This window comes from Kangiella taiwanensis, from assembly GCF_020005165.1.
GTDB lineage: Bacteria > Pseudomonadota > Gammaproteobacteria > Enterobacterales > Kangiellaceae > Kangiella > Kangiella taiwanensis.
The window spans coordinates 74,260-97,843 of the sequence record NZ_JAHCLT010000001.1; the positions used below are offsets into that span (position 1 = coordinate 74,260).

Annotated in this window: 20 protein-coding genes; 5 read left to right on the forward strand and 15 right to left on the reverse strand. The window is 45.5% G+C overall.

Annotation, left to right across the window (positions count from 1 at the left end):
- Window positions 1-26 precede the first annotated feature (26 nt).
- The 5 genes from KFK88_RS00385 to KFK88_RS00405 form a co-directional block, all read right to left on the reverse strand.
- A complete protein-coding gene (locus tag KFK88_RS00385) occupies window positions 27-878 on the reverse strand; it encodes an HlyC/CorC family transporter (protein ID WP_223576679.1) in 852 nt (283 codons plus the stop codon).
- A 48-nt stretch (window positions 879-926) separates the two neighbouring features.
- Window positions 927-1,415 carry an rRNA maturation RNase YbeY gene (gene ybeY / locus KFK88_RS00390; protein ID WP_223576680.1) on the reverse strand — a complete coding sequence of 163 codons (489 nt, stop codon included), beginning with the start codon at window positions 1,413-1,415 and terminating at the stop codon, window positions 927-929.
- 17 nt (window positions 1,416-1,432) lie between these two features.
- Window positions 1,433-2,452: a PhoH family protein gene (locus tag KFK88_RS00395; protein WP_223576681.1), complete on the reverse strand. Its 1,020-nt coding sequence runs from the start codon at window positions 2,450-2,452 to the stop codon at window positions 1,433-1,435.
- Window positions 2,453-2,477: 25 nt separating this feature from the next.
- Window positions 2,478-3,827 carry a tRNA (N6-isopentenyl adenosine(37)-C2)-methylthiotransferase MiaB gene (miaB, locus tag KFK88_RS00400; RefSeq protein WP_223576682.1) on the reverse strand — a complete coding sequence of 450 codons (1,350 nt, stop codon included), beginning with the start codon at window positions 3,825-3,827 and terminating at the stop codon, window positions 2,478-2,480.
- Between the two features lie 118 nt (window positions 3,828-3,945).
- Window positions 3,946-5,346, reverse strand: a complete 1,401-nt coding sequence (locus tag KFK88_RS00405; protein ID WP_223577650.1) for a sodium:solute symporter family protein — start codon at window positions 5,344-5,346, stop codon at window positions 3,946-3,948.
- A gap of 119 nt (window positions 5,347-5,465) precedes the next feature.
- On the opposite strand from KFK88_RS00405, the gene KFK88_RS00410 reads away from it, so the two are divergent.
- From KFK88_RS00410 to KFK88_RS00435, 5 genes are all read left to right on the forward strand, one after another.
- Window positions 5,466-6,080, forward strand: a complete 615-nt coding sequence (locus KFK88_RS00410; RefSeq protein WP_223576683.1) for a YceI family protein — start codon at window positions 5,466-5,468, stop codon at window positions 6,078-6,080.
- 177 nt (window positions 6,081-6,257) lie between these two features.
- Window positions 6,258-6,758 (forward strand): hypothetical protein, encoded by a 501-nt coding sequence (locus KFK88_RS00415; protein WP_223576684.1) that lies wholly within the window; start codon window positions 6,258-6,260, stop codon window positions 6,756-6,758.
- A gap of 588 nt (window positions 6,759-7,346) precedes the next feature.
- Window positions 7,347-9,557, forward strand: a complete 2,211-nt coding sequence (locus KFK88_RS00420; RefSeq protein ID WP_223576685.1) for a M4 family metallopeptidase — start codon at window positions 7,347-7,349, stop codon at window positions 9,555-9,557.
- A 67-nt stretch (window positions 9,558-9,624) separates the two neighbouring features.
- Window positions 9,625-11,547, forward strand: a complete 1,923-nt coding sequence (locus KFK88_RS11975) for a M20/M25/M40 family metallo-hydrolase (protein ID WP_317851533.1) — start codon at window positions 9,625-9,627, stop codon at window positions 11,545-11,547.
- 156 nt (window positions 11,548-11,703) lie between these two features.
- A complete protein-coding gene (locus KFK88_RS00435; protein WP_223576686.1) occupies window positions 11,704-12,789 on the forward strand; it encodes an endonuclease/exonuclease/phosphatase family protein in 1,086 nt (361 codons plus the stop codon).
- Between the two features lie 17 nt (window positions 12,790-12,806).
- On the opposite strand, the gene KFK88_RS00440 is transcribed toward KFK88_RS00435, so the two are convergent.
- From KFK88_RS00440 to rimP, 10 genes are all read right to left on the reverse strand, one after another.
- The gene (locus KFK88_RS00440) at window positions 12,807-13,199 is read right to left on the reverse strand and encodes a hypothetical protein (protein WP_223576687.1); all 393 of its coding nucleotides are present in this window, start codon (window positions 13,197-13,199) and stop codon (window positions 12,807-12,809) included.
- A complete protein-coding gene (locus KFK88_RS00445; protein ID WP_223576688.1) occupies window positions 13,199-13,705 on the reverse strand; it encodes a hypothetical protein in 507 nt (168 codons plus the stop codon). The genes KFK88_RS00440 and KFK88_RS00445 overlap by 1 nt, the downstream gene beginning before the upstream one ends.
- A 556-nt stretch (window positions 13,706-14,261) precedes the next feature.
- Window positions 14,262-16,382 (reverse strand): polyribonucleotide nucleotidyltransferase, encoded by a 2,121-nt coding sequence (gene pnp, locus KFK88_RS00450; RefSeq protein WP_223576689.1) that lies wholly within the window; start codon window positions 16,380-16,382, stop codon window positions 14,262-14,264.
- Window positions 16,383-16,487: 105 nt separating this feature from the next.
- Window positions 16,488-16,757: a 30S ribosomal protein S15 gene (gene rpsO, locus KFK88_RS00455; protein ID WP_223576690.1), complete on the reverse strand. Its 270-nt coding sequence runs from the start codon at window positions 16,755-16,757 to the stop codon at window positions 16,488-16,490.
- Between the two features lie 177 nt (window positions 16,758-16,934).
- A complete protein-coding gene (locus tag KFK88_RS00460; protein WP_223576691.1) occupies window positions 16,935-17,486 on the reverse strand; it encodes an alpha/beta hydrolase in 552 nt (183 codons plus the stop codon).
- Window positions 17,487-17,493: 7 nt separating this feature from the next.
- Window positions 17,494-18,411 (reverse strand): tRNA pseudouridine(55) synthase TruB, encoded by a 918-nt coding sequence (truB, locus tag KFK88_RS00465; protein ID WP_223576692.1) that lies wholly within the window; start codon window positions 18,409-18,411, stop codon window positions 17,494-17,496.
- Window positions 18,412-18,438: 27 nt separating this feature from the next.
- Window positions 18,439-18,825 (reverse strand): 30S ribosome-binding factor RbfA, encoded by a 387-nt coding sequence (rbfA, locus tag KFK88_RS00470; protein WP_223576693.1) that lies wholly within the window; start codon window positions 18,823-18,825, stop codon window positions 18,439-18,441.
- Window positions 18,826-18,852: 27 nt separating this feature from the next.
- Complete coding sequence (infB, locus tag KFK88_RS00475; RefSeq protein WP_223576694.1) at window positions 18,853-21,495, reverse strand: translation initiation factor IF-2; 2,643 nt, start codon at window positions 21,493-21,495, stop codon at window positions 18,853-18,855.
- Window positions 21,496-21,530: 35 nt separating this feature from the next.
- Complete coding sequence (nusA, locus tag KFK88_RS00480) at window positions 21,531-23,024, reverse strand: transcription termination factor NusA (RefSeq protein WP_223576695.1); 1,494 nt, start codon at window positions 23,022-23,024, stop codon at window positions 21,531-21,533.
- Window positions 23,025-23,090: 66 nt separating this feature from the next.
- Window positions 23,091-23,543 carry a ribosome maturation factor RimP gene (gene rimP, locus KFK88_RS00485; protein ID WP_223576696.1) on the reverse strand — a complete coding sequence of 151 codons (453 nt, stop codon included), beginning with the start codon at window positions 23,541-23,543 and terminating at the stop codon, window positions 23,091-23,093.
- Window positions 23,544-23,584: the final 41 nt, after the last annotated feature.

Here is a 23,584-nt window from a genome sequence, read left to right on the forward strand (position 1 = left end):
CTAATTGTTCTATATTGATTAACGGTTTAATTGGTTTGCTCTTGCACCAGTGGTTTCACTCTAAGTAGGTGCACTCGGCGCTGATCAGCATTTAAAACTGTGAACTTGAAGTCACCCATCTTGATGGTCTCATCACGCTCAGGCATGTGCCCAAACTTGTTGACTAACAGACCACCAATCGTATCAAACTCTTGATCTGGGAAGTCCGAACCTAGGCGTTCATTAAAGTCTTCAATATCTGTTTGCGCTTTAATGATGTATTCACCATTCGAGTGCAGCTTGATATTACTTTCTTCTTCATCAATATCAAACTCATCTTCAATGTCGCCGACGATTTGTTCCAGTACATCTTCAATCGTCACTAAACCAGATACACAGCCATACTCATCCACAACGATCGCCATGTGGTTACGCTTTGAACGAAACTCGGTTAACAAAATATCAAGGCGCTTACTCTCCGGGATGATATAAGCCGGACGCAACACGTCTTTAATGTCAAACTTCTCACGACCTTCTTCATCAAAAGCATAACTGAGCAGCTCTTTAGCCAGCATAATGCCTTCAATGTCATCACGGTTTTCACCCACAACTGGATAACGCGAGTGGCGGGTTTCGCTGACAATCGGCAAGATTTCCTGCAATGACGCATCTTCATGGATCACGTTCATTTGCGAGCGCGGGATCATAATGTCGCGCACCTGCATTTCAGCGACCTGCAACACCCCTTCCATCATCGCCAAGGAGTCGGTTTTAATTAATTTATCGTCTTTTGCGACCCGCAGCACTTCCACCAGTTGCTGGCGATCTTGGGGTTCAGAATGGAAAATATCGAAAATTCGTTGAAGAAAGCTCCTCGACGGAGGTTTGTCATCGCTCATGGCGCTTTATCTTGTCCTCTAATTACCAAAACATACTAAAAATATTGATTATTCAATGATATAGGGATTGCTTATCCCTAGTCCAGCTAAAATCTCAGCTTCCAGCGCTTCCATGATCTCAGCTTCTTCATCTTTTATATGATCGTAGCCTAATAAATGCAAGCACCCGTGTACCACCATGTGAGCCCAGTGATCATGTAACAGTTTATCCTGTTGCTGTGCTTCTGCCGCTACGACCTCTGCACACACCGCTAAATCACCCAGAATTCGCTCTTCGGGCAGTAAGTCCTGAGGCAAACCTTGAGGCAACTCAAACGGGAAAGATAAGACGTTTGTCGGACGCGCCTTGCCACGATACTGATGATTCAGCTCTTGGCTTTCATCGCGAGATACAATGCGAATGGTTAACGAAGCGGGCTTCGTGCTCTGCAACACTTTGGATACCGCAACTTGCGCCCACGCCAAAAACTGCTTTTCTTCAGGCAAGTTATCGGCGGCATCATCAGCAATTTGTAATTCTAAATCGACGGTACTCATTGATACGTATCAGGGCGTTACAGTTTTTTCGCTGCGTCGCTGGCGGTATCCGCAGAGCGTTTGGCTTCGGCAACATCCGCATCTTCATACGCTTGCACAATACGCTGTACCACGGGGTGACGCACCACATCTTTAGACTGGAAGAAGGTGAAGCTAATGCCATCCACATCTTTTAGAACATCAATGACGTGGCGCAGACCGGACTTTTGCCCTCGCGGCAAATCCACCTGCGTAATATCACCGGTCACTACCGCTTTGGAGCTGAAACCAATACGGGTCAGGAACATTTTCATCTGTTCAACCGTGGTGTTTTGGCTTTCGTCCAGAATAATAAAGGCATCATTCAAGGTTCGACCACGCATGTACGCCAAAGGCGCAACTTCAATCACGTTACGCTCCATTAGCTTGGCCACTTTTTCAAAGCCAAACATTTCATACAAAGCGTCATAAAGCGGTCGCAAATAAGGATCCACCTTCTGCGCCAAGTCGCCAGGCAAGAAACCCAAGCGCTCACCCGCTTCGACAGCTGGACGCGTTAACAAGATACGGCGAACCTGCTGTTTTTCCCACGCATCCACAGCATTCGCCACCGCAAGGTAGGTTTTACCGGTACCCGCAGGACCAATTCCGAAACTGATGTCATGGTGGATAATGTTTTGTAGGTATTGCTTTTGATTCGGGCTACGAGGCTTAATCAAGCCGCGCTTCGTCACCAAGGTGACGTTATCATCAACATGCCCTTTGGGTTTAGCTGACTCTAACTCAGTCGAAATTTCTTGAATCGCTAAGTGAATATCAGCACTATCGAGCACCTTCTTTTTAGCGGTGTCGTTATACAAACCTTCGACTACCTGACGCGCGGCAGCAACATTCATGCCTTCACCAATCAGGCTGACAGAGTTTCCGCGGACATTGACTTCAATGCCCAGTCGGCGCTCAATGTGCTTTAAATGTTCATCAAGGTAGCCACATAAAGCCGATAAACGATTATTATCGGCAGGCAATAACTCAAAAGTTTCGTTTGATAATTGAGACAAAAACTATCCTATAAAGATGTTTAACTTAGTGAACCAAGCCATCAGGCTCAAACTCTCCACGTAATGAATTCGGGAACGCGTCGGTGATGGTCACTTCAGCAAACTTACCGATCAGGCTGTGTGGCCCAACGAAGTTAACGATGCGGTTGTTCTCAGTGCGACCACGAAGCTCCATCGGGTCTTTCTTAGAAGGCCCTTCAACCAAGATTTTTTCTTTGTTGCCAACCATGTTACGGCTGATGGAGAAAGCTTGTTGATTAATACGTTGCTGTAAAATCGACAAACGCTGTTTCTTCACTTCCATCGGCGTGTCGTCAACGATGTCCGATGCTGGGGTGCCTGGGCGCGCGCTGTAAATAAAGCTGAACGAGTGGTCATAACCAATCTCGCCAATCAACTTCATAGTATCTTCGAAATCAGCTTCGCTTTCGCCCGGGAAGCCAATGATGAAGTCAGAGGACATTGACATGTTCGGGCGAATTTTGCGTAGGCGACGAATTTTCGACTTATACTCCAGAGCCGTATGGCCGCGTTTCATTAGAGCCAGCACACGATCTGAGCCGCTTTGGACAGGTAAGTGTAAGTGGCTGACTAATTCAGGCACATCTTCATACACTTCAATCAACCGGTCTGAAAATTCAACCGGGTGTGATGTGGTGAAACGAATACGATCAATGCCGTCAATCGCCGCAACGTATGTAATCAATTCTGCCAAGTCAGCGGTGTGGCCTTCATGGGTTGGGCCACGGTACGCGTTCACGTTCTGACCCAATAAATTAATCTCACGAACACCCTGCTCTGCCAATTGCGCACACTCAGCTAAAACATCATCAAATGGACGACTCACTTCTTCACCACGAGTGTAAGGCACCACGCAGAAAGAACAATATTTAGAACAACCTTCCATGATCGACACAAAAGCTGTCGGGCCTTCAGCACGAGGCTCCGGCAAGCGGTCGAACTTCTCGATTTCAGGGAAGGTAATATCAACCACCGCTTTTTTAGTGGTTCCTTCACCACTCGCTTCTTTAATCATTTCAGGTAAGCGGTGCAAAGTTTGTGGGCCAAAAATCACGTCCACATAAGGCGCACGCTGGCGAATCGCTTCACCCTCTTGCGACGCCACGCAGCCACCAACACCTATGATCAAGTCTGGCTTGTCGTTTTTCAGGTTTTTCCACTGACCCAACTGAGAAAACACTTTTTCCTGTGCTTTTTCACGGATCGAGCAAGTGTTGAGCAACACAACATCAGCTTCTTCTGCCGATGCCGCCGCTTCTAAACCATGAGTTTTGTTCAACAGATCTGACATACGAGACGAATCGTATTCATTCATCTGACAACCCCAGGTTTTGATAAATAGTTTCTTGCTCATGTGACCTTACTTGCTCCTGACGCTACGCAATTTAGCTAAAATTAGCCGATTTGTTCAAAAAAGGGCGCGAATTATACCATCAGCGCCCCACCCTAAGCCAGTGTTGGCTGGCTATTTTTTAAGCAGATGTCAGTTTGTTTTTATCGTCTGCAAAGCTATGCTCCACAAGACCTACAGCGACGTAGACCCCTAAAGCTGTTAATAGCGATATAAAGAATGGCGTTGCCCAAGCAAAAACAAACTCACCCAGTATCCAAATCGTAGCGGCACTGATGAGTGCGCTGGCGGCAGCTTTAGCTCCCCCAAACTGAGTAAATAGGCCAAAGCTGCCGACAATAAAGACGCCCGCACTACCAAAAGCCGACGCCGTCACCACCAGTTCATACACCCCTTCAGCATGTAACGCGAGGTAATAAGCGATGGTGCCTAATACGACGATGCCAATTCGTGCGAACAAGACTTTTTGGCGCTCGGACACGGTTTGTTGTCTTTTCTTAAAAGGCACCACAATGTTATGTGAAATCAATGAACTAGCAGCCAGTAATACCGAGTCCACGGTCGATAAGATCGCCGACACCAGCGCCCCTGCAAACAATATGTAGAGGAAAGTCGGCAAATACTCTTTCGCCAGTTGCGGTAATAACTGTTCTGACTCGACCAAGCCAGGCATCAGATTTAAGCCGACAAGCCCTAAATAGACAGGGATAAGACCTATCGTCAAATACAAGCTCGCCCCCATCAGTGTAGAACGACGCGCTTCCTCAGCACTACGACAAGCTAGAACTCGCGTGATCAGCTCTTGCGTTAACACTGAACCCAAAATCGGTATGGCCCAAGCTTCAAATTTCTGGAGCAAGGTTGAATCTTCCGAGACAAAGCTAAAACGTGCAGCGTCTACCGTGCTCAAGCTGGCGTTAGGATCGCCACTGGTAAAAACAAAAATACCCAATAACAACAAGCCCAGAATTAAAAAGCTGGCTTGGATCACATCGGTCACCGCCACAGCTAGTAAGCCACCCAGCATGGTGTAAATGATCACCACAGCTGCAGCAATGGTAATGGTGATTTCAACTTGTAGGCCGGATAGTGATGATAATACCTGTCCAAATGCACGAATTTGTGCGGCCGCCCATAACATCGACGCGGGCACTAAAATCAGCACCACCAACTTTTCAATGTTTGGCGAATAACGCTGACGGAATAAATCCGCAAAAGTAACGAATTTTCGCTTCCACAAAGGCATCGCAAAGACAAAGCCCATCAGAAAAAGGCACAAAGCGAAACCAAAGGGATCGGCAGTACCGCCCGACAAACCATTATCATAGATTGACGACGCAGCACCAATACAGGTCTCAGCGCCAAACCAAGTCGCGAAAATGGTAAAGACCGCCAAGCTCGGCTTGAGCTGGCGCCCGGCTAACAGAAAATCCGTCTCGCTTTTAGGTTTACGAGACGCCCACAGCCCAACCATGAGTTGGACAACCACAAAGAGGGTAACCCCCAGAACCACAGCATTCATCAAAAGCGATTCCAAGCAGTATAAAAAGCGAAAATTAATCCTTTTTTCGCCAAAACACCAGATTTTTTTTCACCCAAGATTTGATACACTCGAATCCATCGAAATCAAAGGAGCACAAGATGTCCAAAGATATTCTATCCAATAACACCTTAATCAAAGCCTTATCCCTCAGCGCATTATTAGCAGTCTCAGCCTGCAACAACGACCAAGGCAAAGAACACGTCGGCCAGTGGAGTTTAGATTCACAACAATCGGAGCTTCATTTCAGCAGCACCAAGAATGGTGACATCACTGAAAACCATCAGTTTAAACGTTTTGATGCCGTGGTGGGCATTGAAGGTAATTTTAGCTTAAGCGTCGATCTGACTAGCGTCGATACCGGCATTGAGATTCGTGATGAGCGTATGCAAAAGCACTTGTTCATGACGGATAAAACACCTAAAGCAGTTATCACTGGCCAAATAACATCAAAAGACCTTCCTGCGGATAGTAAAACAAAGACCATGGCAGCCGAGCTTGATTTAGCTGGCAATAAAGTCGACGTCGAAGCTGAAGTTACTATCACCCGTATAGATGCAGGGACCCTTAAAGTTGAAACTGCCAAACCTATCGTTCTTTCTGCTGAAAACTTAGGGCTCAAAGCTGGAGTGGATAAACTTCAAGAAATTGCTGGGTTAAATAGCATTAGTGACGAAGTCCCTGTAACTTTTACTTTTACCATGAAGAAACAGTAAACACAGCGGTTACTGCTATCAAACATGACATGGCGACTTCCTTAAGTCGCCATTTTTCTGCCTGATTCTATAAATTTTCCATCATTTTGTTCACAGATTAGCTCCACAAAGGTTCGGTTAAATAACACCATCGAACAACGAAACAGCTTCAAGCACGAAGCTTCTAAGGAGTGAACCATGAACACGAACACAAAATTTAAACAAGTCGCTTTTGCTGCAATCGCTATGCTGGCTTTAGGTCTTAGTACCAATTTAAAAGCTGATCAACCCACTGAGCCTTTAGAGAATGTTAAGTTATTTGGCGTCATCCACTCGATCGATACCAATCGTGAAGTGCGCCCTCTTCAACCAAGCTCAAGTAGCATCAAACAGGAGCGTTATGATGGTCTGACCGTTTTAACGTTGTCGCAAACTTTTACTAACGACACGGACGATGCTTTAAATGGCTACTACCATATTCCGTTGCCAAACCCTGGTGCGCTAATCAATTACAGCATCAACACGGATAAAGAAACAAACCAACTATCCGATCCACAAAAGCTGGCATTAAACAGTGGCGAGACCATTACTTACACCGTGCGCTATGAGTTGAATTCAAACCTACTGGTGGGTTTCCATCAAACCAGTGACATGAGTTTTTCAGAGCACTTAAACCAAAGCGCTATAGCTCAAAATTAAAAGCTCAGAACTAAACTCCCTGAACTAGCGGCTTTTGAGAATATCCCCCAGAGCATAGGACTACTCCAAGACAAGGATGTCACACTTATTATTTCTCTCTACAGAACTCTCTACAGGAAATCTCTACAGGCACTCTCTACAGACTCTCCCTACAGATCTTCTTGCAACACTCTCCTCCACAAAAGGGCACCTCGGTGCCCGACTTTATTGAAAGACGCACATAACAACTCGACGTAATTTGAGATATAAAATGCACCAATGACTTAAAAAATCTCAAAAAAGCGTCACTTCACACTCAACGAGGCATTGCCTCACAAACAAAAGCCCGCCCCTGTCACAAAGCTACATAACTACACAATTCGATACAGTTTAATAATTGAACAGCTCTAACTTCACTGATAGTTTACAGGTCGTGTTTAAAGAATTATTTAGATTAAATCTAGAACACAAGGCGCTGAGGGGGGTACTCTTTTCAATACCTGATAGGTCTTAATCCTCTGTCTAAACGCTGCGATTAAGAAGGTAACGAAAGAGACTTCAGCGCCACTCAAAAAAATAGTATCTACTCAAAATGAGAAGGAGAAGTTTATGAACACACGTTCAAAATTCGTGTTCAGCGCGCTGTCGTTAAGCATGTTGACCGCTGTTGGTCACGCTGCCGAAAGACAATCGCTACGCGACAATCCCACCGTTAATAATCTCATCGCTGAACAGCAAGCCTTACCAGGCTCTGTTTCTATGAATGCCAAACAAATTGCAGGCCTAAATAGCAACAACGATTCTTTGCAAGTTCGCAAAAGCTACAATAGCAACGGCCAGGTGACTAAACGTTACCAACAGTTTTACAAGGGTATTCCAGTTATTGGCGATGACGTGATTATCACGCGCACTAGCTCAGGTGCTTTTAGCTTCGCTCACGGCGCAGTGTTGAGCGACATTGAGTTAGACGTACCTAGCGTTAAGCCTAGCATTACGTCAGCAGAAGCTTTGTCTATTGCGAAAAGCTCGCAAGCATTCAACGCACAAGGTAAAACTAACCGAGCACCATCACACTTTGAAAACGAGCAGTCTGACTTAGTCATCTGGCAAGATAACGATGGTGTTGCAAAGTTAGTTTACTCAGTAAGCTACGTATCTCACGGTGATAAACCATCACGTCCACAAATGTTCGTTGATGCGAAAACTGGCGATGTGCTCCACTCGTATGAAAACCTACAAACGGCTAATGCGACAGGCCCAGGCGGTAACCAAAAAACTGGACGTTATGTATATGGAACTGACTTCGATCCAATGAACGTTTCACAGTCAGGCAACACTTGTACTATGAGCAATAGCAACGTTGATACCATCAACATGAACAACTCACAGTATGGTGGAAGCATCCATAGCTTCACCTGTCCTGAAAATACAGTTAAAGAAATTAATGGTGCTTATTCCCCGTTAAACGATGGCCACTTCTTTGGCGGCGTTGTCTTTAACATGTTCGGTGACTGGTTTAATACAGCGCCATTGACTCAAAAACTTCGCGTCCGCGTTCACTATGGTAACAACTATGAAAACGCTTTCTGGGACGGGCAACAAATGACCTTTGGTGATGGCGCTAATCGCTTTTACCCATTGGTATCGCTAGACGTCATGGCGCACGAAGTGAGTCACGGTTTCACCGAGCAAAACTCAGGCTTAGTTTACAGTGGTAAATCAGGTGGCCTAAACGAGTCCTATTCTGATATGTCAGGTGAAGCGGCTGAGTTTTATATGAACGGCACAAACGACTTCTTAGTTGGTGAGCAAATCTTTAAGAGTAATGGCGCATTACGCTACATGGATGATCCGACAAAAGATGGAAACTCTATTGGCCATCAAAGTGATTATACTTCTGGCATGGACGTACACCACAGCTCAGGTGTCTACAACAAAGCATTTTACTTGCTAGCCACAACCGCTGGCTGGGACACGAAAAAAGCATTTGAAGTTTACACACGCGCTAACCAAAATTACTGGACATCTAGAACCAACTGGGACGATGCTGGTGACGGCGTATTAGACTCAGCATGTGATTTGGGCTATAGCGTCGACGACGTTAACGCAACACTTCAAGCGGTAGGCATCAGCAGTAACGTTAGCCCAGGCCGTGATTGTGGCGGCAACCCACCACCGCCTCCTGGTGACAATGTCCTCGAGAATGGCGTTCCTGAAACAGATCTTTCAGCGACTCAAGGTAACGACATTGTGTACACCATGGACGTTCCAGCAGGCGCAAGCAACATCAGCTTTGCCATCAGCGGTGGCTCAGGTGATGCAGACTTGTACGTTCGTAAAGGCGCGGCACCAACTGACTCAACCTACGATTGTCGTCCGTACCGAAACGGTAACAATGAAAGTTGCTCAGGCAGTGGCGAAGGCACTTATTACGTGCGTGTAAAAGCCTACTCTAGCTTCTCAGGCGTCACACTGGTCGGCAGCTATGACGATGGTACGGCTCCGGGTAATCCTCCAATCGACGAGACCTACAGTAACGTTTCGGTTGCTCAAGGTGCATGGGCACGCTACACCCAAGACTTAAACGGTGACTACAGCAGCTTAACCGTCACTATTACCGGTGGCTCAGGTGATGCGGACTTATACGTTCGTCACGGCTCTCAGCCAACAACATCAAGTTACGACTGCCGTCCATACCGTTGGGGTAACGAAGAAACCTGTACTATCAGTGCGCCACAGTCAGGCACATGGCACATTGGGTTACGAGGCTACAATGCAGCTTCTGGTGTTACATTAAACATTACTGCTACTCCTCAATAACCATTCCAACCTAAGCGAGGGGCTTCAAGCCCCTCCTTTCGATACTTTTAATTCGCAGGTACACATCATGAAATGTCTATCAACCGGTCTCCTTATTTCAGGAGTGGTTGCTGGATCGCTAGTACTTACACAAAGTGTAATTGCTGAACAAGACTCAGCACCAGTAGCCAAACAATCAATCAGCAATAAACAAGTTTGGATCACCTTAGGCGGCGACGCTGTCGAGACGATTCAACGCAAATACCAAACCAAGATTCCAATGAAACTATCAGGACTTATTGGCCAGAAACAAGATAACCAAGTTGCTATTGCCCAAATCTCTGAGTCCAAGATTTTGGAACTGAGCCAACTAATGCATGAGGAACACAAACGTTGCGGTGGTTTCTTCTACCATAGCTCTCAGCAAGAAGCTCAAGACTACGCACACAGCAAAAATCAGACCCAAGAGTTTGCTGCCGTCAACTACACCATTGATAATCCTGATGCAGTCAATGCCTTGCTCGGTCAAATCTCTAGCAACAATTTAATCTCAACCGTTAATACACTAAGCAGTTATAACAATCGATATTACACCAGCAATACCGGCGTTGAAGCAGCTAACTGGATTAAGAGTGAGTGGCAATCTATCGCGAGCGGGCGCAATGATATTGACGTGCAACTCTATAACCACAGTAACTGGAACCAACCGTCAGTTGTAGCTACCATCACCGGTACAACTAACCCCAACGAGATTGTTGTTGTTGGGGGACACTTAGATTCTATCAATAGCTTTAACACGTCAGGCAGTGCACCTGGAGCAGACGATAATGCTTCTGGCATCGCTATCGCCACGGAATCTTTGCGCGCCATTGTTGCTACTGATTTCAAGCCAAATCGCACCATAAAACTGATCGGTTACGCTGCAGAAGAAGTCGGTCTACGTGGTTCGAAAGAAATCGCGGGAGAGCATAAATCCAACAATGCCAATGTCATCGGTGTGGTGCAGTTTGATATGTCAGGCTACAAGGGTAGCAACAAAGATATCGTGTTCATGACGGACTACACCAATCAAGACCAAAATCAATTCATGGCCGATCTGATTGATACCTATCTTCCAAGCGTTGATTATGGTTATGACCAATGCGGTTATGGTTGCTCAGATCATGCGTCATGGCATAACAAAGGTTATGCAGCATCGATGCCTTTTGAGTCTTACATGAATGACTACAATAGTGATATTCACAGCGCGAACGATGACCATTTTGACGCCAACCACTCAGTAAACTTTGCCAAGCTCTCGGTCACTTACATAGCCGAATTAGCTAAAGGGAGCACTGGCCCAAACCCTGACCCTGATCCGGATCCCGAACCACCGGGCAATAACGTCTTAAACAATGGCGTTCCTGAAACCGATCTTTCAGCGACTCAAGGTAACGACATTGTGTACACCATGGATGTTCCAGCTGGCGCAAGCAACATCAGCTTTGCCATCAGCGGTGGCTCAGGTGATGCAGACTTGTACGTTCGTAAAGGCGCGGCACCAACTGACTCAACCTACGATTGTCGTCCATACCGAAACGGTAACAACGAAAGTTGCTCAGGCAGTGGCGAAGGCACTTATTACGTGCGTGTAAAAGCCTACTCTAGCTTCTCAGGCGTCACACTGGTCGGCAGCTATGACGATGGTACGGCTCCGGGTAATCCTCCAATCGATGAGACCTACAGTAACGTTTCGGTTGCTCAAGGTGCATGGGCACGCTACACCCAAGACTTAAACGGTGACTACAGCAGCTTAACCGTCACTATTACCGGTGGTTCAGGTGATGCCGACTTATACGTTCGTCACGGCTCTCAGCCAACAACGTCAAGTTACGACTGCCGTCCTTACCGTTGGGGTAACGAAGAAACCTGTACTATCAGTGCGCCGCAGTCAGGCACATGGCACATTGGGCTACGAGGCTACAATAACTCCTCAGGCATCACACTAAGCGTTCAAGCAACACCACAATAATCATAAGATTTTATAACTTCCACAGTAGTTGCGTACATGGATGTGCGCTTTTTTCTTTCTCTTCCCAAATTTTGATAACTTTTACAGAAAAGTCACCTCAAATCCTTTAGCATAAGGTTAGTAGCACTACTCAATAAAAAGGATTCCTCACACTGTATGGTCGTATTACTCAGCATTTGCGTCACACTTATGGTGCTTTGCACGCTTATTCCTCTATCGCGCAACGCTAAATGGTGGGTTCGAGCTTTTGACTTCCCACGACTCCAACTGGCGATCACTTGCTTAGTGATGCTACTCGCTGAATGTATCTGGCTTGATTTTGCCCATCCTGTGACTTGGTTATTGGTCGTGCTAACCCTAGCTTGTTTTGTGTATCAAAGCTGGTGGATTTATCCGTATACATCATTGGCAAAGCCTGAGGTTAAACCCTCTGGCACAGCGCAACACTCGACCATTAGTATCGTCACGGCTAATGTTTTAATGACTAACCGCAATGCTCGCAAACTCATCGACTTAGTTAGACAATACAACCCACACATATTAGTCACTCTTGAAACTAACGATTGGTGGCAGTCGCATTTAGACAAGCTAGAAGACGTTTACCCTCACACCATCAAATGCCCCCTGGATAATTTGTATGGCATGCACGTGTACTCCCGTTTACCGCTGGAAAGTGCCGAAACACAATTTCTTGTTGAAGATGATATCCCATCAATGCATGCACAAGCCGTTCTAACAAGTGGTGATAAGGTCCGGCTACATTTTTTACACCCGGCACCCCCCAGCCCAACTGAAAATGAAGAATCCGCTGAACGAGATGCAGAGTTAGTTATGGTGGCTAAGAATATCGAAGACACTTGTAATGGTTATCAACCAGTCATTGTGACAGGCGATATGAATGATGTGGCTTGGTCAAGAACAACACGACTCTTCCGTAAAATCAGTCAGCTTCTCGATCCAAGAATCGGTCGCGGTATGTTTAATACCTTTCACGCAAAATACTGGTTTATGCGCTGGCCCTTAGATCATCTATTCCACAGCGAACACTTTACCCTAGATAAAATTACCCGTTTACCTGGTTACGGTTCAGACCATTTCGCCCTCTACACACAACTCAGTTTAGAGCCCCAAAAAGCACCTAACCAGTCAGGCGTTGATAAAGAAGATGGTGATGAGCAGCTGGCTGAATCTATTATGGCTGAGCAAAATGCTTCCAGCCATAATGTTCACAACCCCACTTGAATCCCTAAAGCCCTACCCTACTTTGCTAGCTTAGCCCCTAGCCAAGCAAATGGCACGAAGATCAGAAGATCGATCACCATGAACCATAGCGGATGCGGAATCATCACGAGGTTCATGATACCGCCAGCTAAAAAGAACATTCCACAAATCGTTCCGAGCAGTAATTTTCTAAAGGGAGTGATCTTACTGCACACAAAACCTGCAACAAAACTCCCAATAAGGTGCGCAATAATTACCGTAATAAACGCATCAACAGGCAACGACGAAACATACTCTGCAAAAGCCTCTTTATCTTCCATGCTCAAATTGTCAGGCCACGGATACCGGACCATATTGATAGACTCAATACCGTAAATTGTTAAACCTCCAACAATGACTCCTACAATCACCGCTAGTATTTGCTTACCCATTATGACTCCCCCACTTTCTTTTTATACAAGCCATTAAATATAACTTTCCAACTTTCACCATTATCTGTCGATACTGACCATACCTGTCTGACATCAGCTTCTTCGGGAGTCCAACTAATTTTATTCAGCACCACACCTCTTTCCCCCTGCGTCGTACCAGACATCACCATTGAGTCACCTTCCATGCCACCATTCAACTCCAGCAAAGTGCCGCTATTATCGACCCAAGTCTGATGCCATTGTTTTTGGCTTCTATCATAAATGTTATAACTGTGACCGACATTGCCACTAGCCCCACGCCAACTCTCTTGTAAGCTACAACCACCTAAAATCTTCTCAATGGTATTCTCACCAACCTTCTTTCCTTTGGGATCAAAGACTTCCCACTCACCGCTCCAAAAATCAAACTGACTGTATTCTTCAGTCGAGCAAGGTACTTGCTTTTGTTCAGCGCCACTAGCGATGAAACTCGCTAGTAACAATGTTGTAGTTATTAGATATTTCATGTGCTCTCCTTTTTCTCTGTTTATTATGTTATATGTTCATTTTCTTTGCTTGTCCAAAGAAAACGAACCAAAAGAAACGACACCCCGGTCGCTTGGCCTACGGCTCCCCTCCGTTTCTCATAATAATTGGCGCATTTGACAACTCGCTACGCTCAAACATTCAAATGCTTTATTTCCAATTATTACTGCGATACTCAGCAAGCTCTAAGGGGTAACCGAAAGCACAAACTTATAGCACCGTTTTCCCTTTATATTTAGCTGAGTGAACTTAAAGTCATAGCAATTCAAATCATGGAAGATTTGAATAGTTAAATTCAGCACATGGAAGTGCTGTATTTAACGGTGCGTATAATGACTTGAAGTTTACGAAGGTAGTCATTCTTTGAATGACCTAAATATAGGGGTGGACTTCTTTTTGGTTACTTTTTCTTGTCCACGCAAGAAAAAGTAACTCGCTGAGTAGCGAAAAAAGTATTACTCATTCATGCTTAGATAATTCAAGAAGACACAAAAAAGGGAGCCTAAGCTCCCTTTTCACAACATAACGAGTAAGTGATTACTCTTGACCAGCTGGCGCTTCTTCTTGCGCTGGTGGGTCAATCAAAGCTTTCATACTAAGACGGATGCGGTTTTGGCGATCCACTTCTAGTACTTTGACTTTAACAATGTCACCTTCTTTTAAGTAGTCGGTAACTTTGTTGACGCGCTCGTGAGCGATTTGTGAGATGTGAACCAAACCGTCGCGACCAGGTGTTAACTCTACGAATGCACCGAAGTCTGCGATACGAACAACTTTTCCGTCGAACTCCATACCTGCAGTGATTTCCATCGTCATTAACTCTATACGACGAATCGCTTCAGCAGCACCTTCAGAGTCACTAGACGCAACTTTTACAGTACCGTCATCTTCAATTTCAATCGTAGCACCTGTTTCTTCAGTTAGCGCGCGGATAGTAGAGCCACCTTTACCGATAACTTCAGAAATTTTGTCCACTGGAATTTTAATCGCTGTGATGCGTGGCGCATGCTCAGAGATGTCATCACGTGGCTTATCAATCGCTTGATTCATCACGCTCAAAATGTGTAAACGACCACCTTTTGCTTGATGAAGCGCTTTTTCCATGATCTCTTGAGTAATACCGTCAATCTTGATGTCCATTTGAAGTGCGGTAATACCATCTGAAGTACCCGCTACTTTAAAGTCCATATCACCTAAGTGATCTTCATCGCCTAAGATGTCAGAAAGAACCACAAAGTTCTCGCCTTCTTTGACTAAGCCCATAGCGATACCTGCTACAGGTGCTTTCATCGGTACACCTGCATCCATCAATGCGAGCGAGGTACCACAGACTGAAGCCATCGAGCTAGAGCCGTTAGATTCTGTAATTTCAGACACCACACGTAGCGTGTATGGGAAGTCAGCAATGCTTGGAACCATCGCTGCAACACCACGCTTCGCTAAACGGCCGTGACCAATTTCACGACGCTTTGGAGAGCCCATGAAGCCTGTTTCGCCTACACAGTATGGAGGGAAGTTGTAGTGCATCATGAAGTGGTCTTTACCTTCACCCATGATACTGTCTTTGATCTGTGCATCACGCTCTGTACCTAAAGTCGCGACCACTAACGCTTGTGTTTCACCGCGCGTAAAGATTGCAGAACCGTGTGTACGCGGTAAAACGCCTGTACGAATATCCAAGGCACGAACCATATCTGGCTCACGACCGTCGATACGAGGCTGGCCAGAAACGATGCGAGAACGAACCACTTCTTTTTCGATGTCGTGGAAGACTTCTTTTACTTCATCTGCTGAAGGCTGACCTTCTTCTTCGCCAGCTAACGCTTCAACCGCTTCTGCTGATAGTTCGTTGATCTTCTCATAACGATCAGCTTTTTCAGCAATTTGATAAGCTTCAACGATAGCGCCGTGCATTTTTTCTTTAACGGCATCATACAATGCAGTGTTCTTAGCTGGAGGAGTCCAGTCCCAAGCAGGCTTACCTGCTTCCGCTTGTAATTCTTTAATCGCTTGAATCGCAACTTGTAACTCTTGGTGACCATACATAACGGCACCAAGCATCACGTTTTCTGGTAATTCGTCAGCTTCTGACTCAACCATTAATACGGCTTTATCTGTACCAGCAACCATCAAGTCTAGCTTAGAGTTTTCCATATCAGTTGTTGATGGGTTCAAAGCGTACTCACCATCAATATAACCAACGCGGGCTGCACCAATTGGGCCGCCAAAAGGAATACCAGAGATAGCCAACGCCGCAGAAGCACCAATCATTGATGGTACTGCAGGATCAACTTCTGGGTTGATTGACACAATAGTAATAACAACTTGAACTTCGTTAACGAAACCTTCTGGGAATAAAGGACGTAACGGACGATCAATAAGGCGTGCTGTTAGTGTTTCTTCGTCTGAAGGACGGCCTTCACGCTTTAAGAAACCACCTGGGATCTTACCAGCAGCATAAGTTTTTTCTTGGTAATTAACGGTTAGCGGGAAGAAGTCTTGGCCTTCTTTCGCTTCTTTTTTACCAACAACCGATACAAATGCAGTCGTTCCTTCAACGTCTACAATTACTGCACCTGATGCTTGACGAGCCACACGGCCTGTTTCGATAGTGACTTCACGGCCACCGTATTGAAATGATTTTTTCGTATAATCCACAATATTTTCCTATTTAAGTTACTTGGGCTTATGTACCCTCTTGCCCTCAGAACCCACATCGTCTGAAAGCAAACAAAAAAGGGGCCTCAAGGCCCCTTAATTTTTTTAGCGACGTAGACCCAGCTTTTTAATCAAGTCTGAGTAACGGCTATGATCTTTACGCTTCAAGTAATCAAGCAATTTACGACGCTGGCTTACCATGCGTAATAAACCACGACGTGAGTGGTGGTCATGCTTGTGTGCCTTGAAGTGGTCTTGCAAGTGGTTGATTTGCGCTGATAGCAATGCAACCTGAACTTCTGGAGAACCTGTATCGCCTTCACCGCGACCATGTTCTTCTACGATTTCTGCTTTCTGTTCTGCACTTAGTGACATACTTCTATATCTCCAATTTCGAGTGATTACACTCAGTTTTATTGACGAGCCAGCCAATCACTAATTCAGCCAGCTCAATGAATGCGCGATTGTACCCTACTTCAAACCCCGACAGCAAGGAAATTTCAGCTACAAGGCCTGAATTTACAGGGTTTTTAAATAAAAAGTTAACTAAGACTACTGGTTAGCAACACTGCGTAGCCGATGTTGTGGCTGCTGCTCTCTGCAATTATCTAAAAATTGCCCAAAACAGGTCTCTGTTTCCGCGAGTTTTTCCCGCAAACGATGGCCACCATCAAAGATATGCAAGTCAGCTTTTGCTGCGCCAGCAAAGCGAATTACGTTTTCAACGGGAACAATATCATCTTGCCAGCCATGAACCACAGTCACGGGACACTTGAGCTTTTCCAGCTCAGCCTCGGCATAACCGTCCATATAAACCGCTGGTGAAATCAAAAATATCCCCATAGGGTCATTATTCAATCCAGCAACGGCAGAAACGTAACCACCCATACTGGTGCCCACTAAAATATAAGGACGTGATAGGTTCAATAAGTAATTATTGAGCTTGGTGACCCGTTCATTGGTTGGCAAGCGACGGTAGTCCAAAGACTCTACGTCAAAGCCATTCTTCTCACAAATTTTAGACAGTGCCTGAATACGGCTTCCTTTCTGCCCCGACACCTTACCGTGTGAGAAAATGACTAATGGTTTTACAGCTGGGTTCATACGATTCCTAATTGGTTTGCTTTATTAATCGACGAGGAGCAACCTTGCCATCATCGTCAATACAACCGATCCCTAAAAATCCATCTGGATCTCTAAGGATAAACTCTTCCTCTTGTGGCGCACCATTCATCTGCACTGACTGTCCCATGCGTATATAGTACGCCTGGTCGCTATCTAATTCTGCAATAGGCAAATGATGCAACGCCTTCTCTAGAGGCATTAATAATTCATCCATAGCAAGCTTCTCATCCGCTTGCTTCATCGTCTCTAATTGAGCCAGGCTCACGCAGTCTTCCAGTTGCAAGTGACTCACCGCGGTACGGCGAAGCTCCTGAACGTGGGCACCACAACCTAGCTCATCCCCCATATCTTCGACCAGATTCCTGATATAAGTTCCCTTGGAACAATGGACATCCAGCTCAAATTCATCATCTTCAAAACGCAATATATCGATGGAGTGAATGGTCACTTCGCGTGCTTCCCTCTCCACCTCGATACCTTGTCGTGCTAATTTATACAGTGGCACGCCATCTTTTTTTAAGGCCGAATACATTGAAGGAACCTGCTTGATAGTACCTTTGAATTGTTGCACTACCTTTACAAATTCCTGCTCAGTCACATCGACTGACTTTTCTTCGATAACATCACCTTCTCTATCGGCCGTAGTAGTCTTTTGTCCGAGCTTGCCCACGACACGATACTTCTTATCGGCATTCAGCAAAAAGTGTGAAAACTTAGTTGCTTCACCAAAGCAGAGCGGTAAAACGCCCGTAGCAATAGGGTCCAAAGCGCCCGTATGACCTGCTTTTTGTGCAAAATACAAGAACTTCGCTTGCTGCAACGCCTTGTTAGAGGTCATATCCATCGGTTTATCTAATAGTAAAATACCGGTAATATCGCGACCGCGCTTACGTCTTCTTGCCATTGCTTGCTCCGGAGTAGCGGTTAACGCTTAAGATTGGTCGTCTTGATCAGACGCTTTTTGCTTATCTTCCGACAGGGCTTTATCAATCAAGCTGGACATTCGCTGCCCTTCTTGTATCGACTTGTCGTAAAAGAATCGTAACGCTGGCACGCTACGCATCCGCATTTCTTTCGCTAACTGCGAACGTAAGAAACCTGCGGCGCCCCGAACCACTTCGAGCGCTTCATCAATTTGTTCCTGCTCATCTTTGCCTAAAAAGGTCACAAAGACTTTTGCGTTCTGTAAATCGCTCGATACCTCTACCGCAGACACGGTAGCAATACCTAAACGAGGATCTTTCATTTCGCGCTGAAAAACCAGAGCCAGCTCTCGCTGGATCTGGTCTGCAACTCGATTAGCTCTTGCTTGCGACATTTAATTTCTCGTCACTGTTGGAATGGATTAAAGCGTACGCTTAACTTCAACGATTTCGAACACCTCGATCTGATCACCAGGCTTCACATCATTGTAGTTTTTAACGCCGATACCACATTCCATATCTTTACGAACTTCCTGCACATCGTCTTTAAAGCGACGAAGTGACTCAAGCTCACCTTCATAAATGACAACGTTATCACGCAATACGCGGATTGGGTTGCTACGCTTAACAACACCTTCAACCACCATACAACCGGCAATTGCACCCAGCTTTGGTGACTTAAAGACATCACGTACTTCAGCAAGACCAATGATTTCTTGACGCGACTCTGGCGACAACATACCGCTTAATGCCGCTTTGACTTCTTCAATCGCTTCATAGATTACGCTGTAGTAACGAATTTCAACCGCATCACGCTCAGCCACTTTTCGAGCAGTCGCATCAGCACGCACGTTGAAACCGATGATAATCGCGTTTGAAGCAGCAGCTAAGGAAACGTCTGTTTCTTTAATTCCACCGACACCGCTTGAAATCACCTTCACTTCGACTTCGTCTGTGGCAAAGTCCGTTAGTGATTTGCTTAGTGCTTCAACCGAACCCTGTACGTCAGCCTTGATGATAACGTTAAGTTGTTGTAATTCATCGCTATTACCCATGTTGGCAAACATGTTTTCTAGCTTGGCTTTTTGCTGGCGCGCTTGGAACTCTTCACGCTGTTTGGTTTCGCGACGCTCCGCAATCTCACGAGCTGTACGTTCGTCAGCAACAACTGTTGCCTCGTCGCCCGCCACTGGAACACCGGATAAACCCAGCACTTCTACTGGAATAGAAGGCCCTGCAGAATCAATCGCTTGACCATTTTCATCCAATAAAGCACGAACACGACCATAGTGAGTACCTGCTAAAAGGATATCGCCTTGATTCAACTGACCTTTTTGAACTAAGACAGATGCAATCGCACCGCGACCTTTATCAAGGCGAGCTTCAATAACGAAACCTTTTGCTGCGCCTTCGTCAACTGCCGTTAACTCTAATAACTCAGACTGCAACAGGATAGACTCTAATAAACCGTCAACGCCTTCACCTGATTTCGCTGATACGTGTACAAACTGAACGTCGCCACCCCAATCTTCAGGGATAACATCGTGCTGTGATAGCTCATTCTTCACGCGGTCCGGATCAGCTTCTGGCTTATCCATTTTGTTTACTGCAACAATCATCGGTACGCCAGCTGCTTTCGCGTGCTGCACCGCTTCGATCGTTTGTGGCATCACGCCATCATCAGCAGCAACAATCAAAATAACGATATCCGTGACTTCGGCACCACGTGCACGCATCGATGTAAATGCTGCGTGACCCGGAGTATCAAGGAAAGTCACCATGCCGCGTTCAGTTTCAACGTGATAAGCACCGATATGCTGTGTAATACCACCCGCTTCGCCGGTCGCAACATGACTCGCGCGGATATAATCCAGTAGCGATGTTTTACCATGATCAACGTGGCCCATAATGGTCACAACTGGAGCACGAGGCTTGCCTTCACCATCATCTGTCATTGCATCAGACAGTGCAGCTTCTTCCATCGCGTTTTCATTTACTAGAACTGGGTTATGACCCATTTCTTCAACAATCAAGCTCGCCGTTTCTTGGTCAATTGATTGATTAACTGTCGCCATAACACCAACTTTCATCATGGCTTTCATCAGCTCAGGCGCTTTTACTGCCATCGCTTTTGCGAGATCACCCACGGTAATCGCTTCTGGAATTTGCACATCATGAATGATCGTGTCCGTTGGCTTTTTAAAACCGTGTTTCTTCATATTATCTGGAGCCTGGTATACTTTTTTCTTGTGACTGGTGCCACGCTTATTTTTGTCTTCATAAGCGTTAGCTACTAAATCCGCATCGGATGATTTCTTCTTACCTTTTTTCTTTCTCTTCTTGCCTCTACCTGACTTTTCCTCAAAGTCGCGTAACGACATCGGCTTAGCAGGCTTGTTTGGATCAGCTTTAACCACTTTTTCTTCGGGTTCTTGCTGCTCTTCAAGCTGCTTTTCAATTTTCTTTTGAACTTTGTCAGAAGATTGCTTCTCTTGCTTAGCCTTATTCTTAGACTGCTTTGCCTTCTCTTCGACTTCTTCAGCCTGACGCTTCACAGCCTCTTCTTTACGCTTCGCTTCGGCTTCTTCCGCTTTACGCTTCGCTTCGGCTTCTTCTTTTGCTTTACGCTCAGCTTCTTCTTGCGCTTTACGCTCAGCTTCCTCAGCCTGACGCTTAGCTTCTTCTTCAGCTCTTAGTTTTGCTTCTTCAGCTTCTTTTGCTTGATTCTCTTCTTCTTCAGCTAAACGCTTAAGTTCTTCACTCGATCGCTTAACGTAGGTGCGCTTTTTCTTAACCGCAACCTGAACAGACTTTTTCTTTCCTTCAGAACTGGTCACACTCAAGGTACTTTTCTTTGTACGACTTAAAGTGATTTTTCTTGGACCCGTTGATTCATCGCCACCATGCGACTTTTGCAAATAAGTTAATAACGACTTCTTCTGCTCTTCAGTGATCGTGTCATCTGCATTTTTTACTTTTGAGCCTGCAGCCTCTAACTGCTCCAACAGTTTATCCACTGGAGTGTTTAAGGTTTCGGCAAATTCTTTAACTGTTGTATCTGACATTTAGTCTCCCCGCTTAATGGTTTCTCGCTCCCCGATTATTCCTGTTCTTCAAACCAGGGGGCACGCGCGGTCATAATTAATTGAGCGGCACGCTCATTATCCAACTCTTCAATATCGATTAAATCATCTACCGACTGCTCGGCTAAATCTTCCATCGTAATCACACCACGGCTCGCTAGAACGTAAGCCAAATGGCGATCCATACCATCCATATTTAATAAATCTTCAGCTGGTTCGTTTTTCTCTAACTGCTCTTCAGTCGCGATAGCTTTTGTCAACAAAATATCTTTTGCACGAGACTTCAGTGCGTCGATTAAGTCTTCATCAAACCCTTCAATCTCAAGCATTTCTGACTGAGGAACATAAGCAACTTCTTCCAACGTCGTAAAGCCTTCTTGAACCAAGATGTCTGCTAAGTCTTCGTCAACACCAAGCTCATCAGTAAACAGGCTGACAATAGCTTCTGTTTCTGATTGATTCTTCTGTGCAAACTCTTCTTCAGTCATCACGTTCAATTCCCAACCAGTCAACTCACTGGCAAGTCGAATATTTTGACCATTACGCCCAATGGCTTGTGCTAACTGATCTTCATCAACAGCGATATCCATACTGCGAGAATCTTCATCAACAACGATTGAAACAACTTCAGCCGGAGCCATTGCATTAATCACAAACTGCGCAGGGTTATCGTCAAACAAAACGATATCAATACGCTCACCGTTTAGCTCACCAGTTACAGCCTGTACACGTGCACCACGCATACCAACACATGCGCCAACAGGGTCGATACGCTTGTCATTCGTTTTTACTGCAACTTTTGCACGTGAACCTGGGTCACGCGCAGCGCCCTTGATTTCGATCACTTGCTCGCCAATTTCTGGTACTTCGATGCGGAACAACTCTTCCAACATTTCAGGACGCGTACGACTAACAAACAACTGAGGGCCACGATTCTCATCGTTAATGCTGTATAACAATCCACGTACGCGATCACCCGCACGAACCGTTTCGCGAGGCATCATTTCATCGCGCTGAATCACAGCTTCGGCGTTATTACCCAAATCTAAGTAGATGTAGTCGCGAGTAATTTTTTTCACCACACCAGTGATAAGCTCACCGACGCGGTCACGGAACGCTTCAACCGTTTTTGCGCGCTCAGCTTCACGGACTTTCTGGACGATAACTTGCTTTGCCGTTTGAGCTGCGATACGACCGAATTCAATCGATTCAATTTGTTCTTCAACATACTCGCCCAATTGAATTTCTGGCTCTTCAACTTGTGCAGCAGAAATCGTCGTCTCCGTTAGCGGATCTTCAACGCCATCATCTTCAACCACAGTCCAGCGACGGAACGTATCGTATTCGCCGGTCTCACGATCGATATCCACGCGGACATCAATGTCGATACCATGCTTCTTCTTAGTCGCTGTCGCTAAAGCAGCTTCTAATGCTCCAAAAATAACCTCTGGCTTGACGTCCTTTTCATTAGAAACGGCTTCAACCACTAACAAAATTTCTTTATTGCTCATACGCGTTAACCTTCAATAAAACTCGCGATTATTACACTAATCCGTTCTAGACTAATCTTTATTAGACTAGTACTTTGCGATCAACTGGGCTTTTTCAACCTGCGGCACGTCGATTTCGTGAACTTCTCCATCGACTAGCAAGTTAATTTTGCCATTATTTACACTTTCAATAGTGCCTTTAAATTTACGACGCCCGTTTATCGGAAACGACAAACGAAGCTCAGCATCTTCACCTACGTACATCGCGAATTGCTGTTCTGTGAATAAAGGTCTATCCATTCCAGGCGATGAAATTTCTAAGTTATAGAAACCACTGATAGGGTCTTCCACATCTAAGACACCGCTTACCTGATGACTGACTTCAGCGCAATCATCAACACTAATACCATCTTCATGCTCGATAAACACACGCAAAATCGAATGCTTACCTTGCGACAAATATTCCAAGCCCCAAAACTCGAAGCCTGCGGCCTCAACAGCTGGACGAATAATTTGTTCCAGTTGTGACTGTTTACTCATTACACTCACTATTCACTTTTATCAGGCTTGCTTTCGCAAAA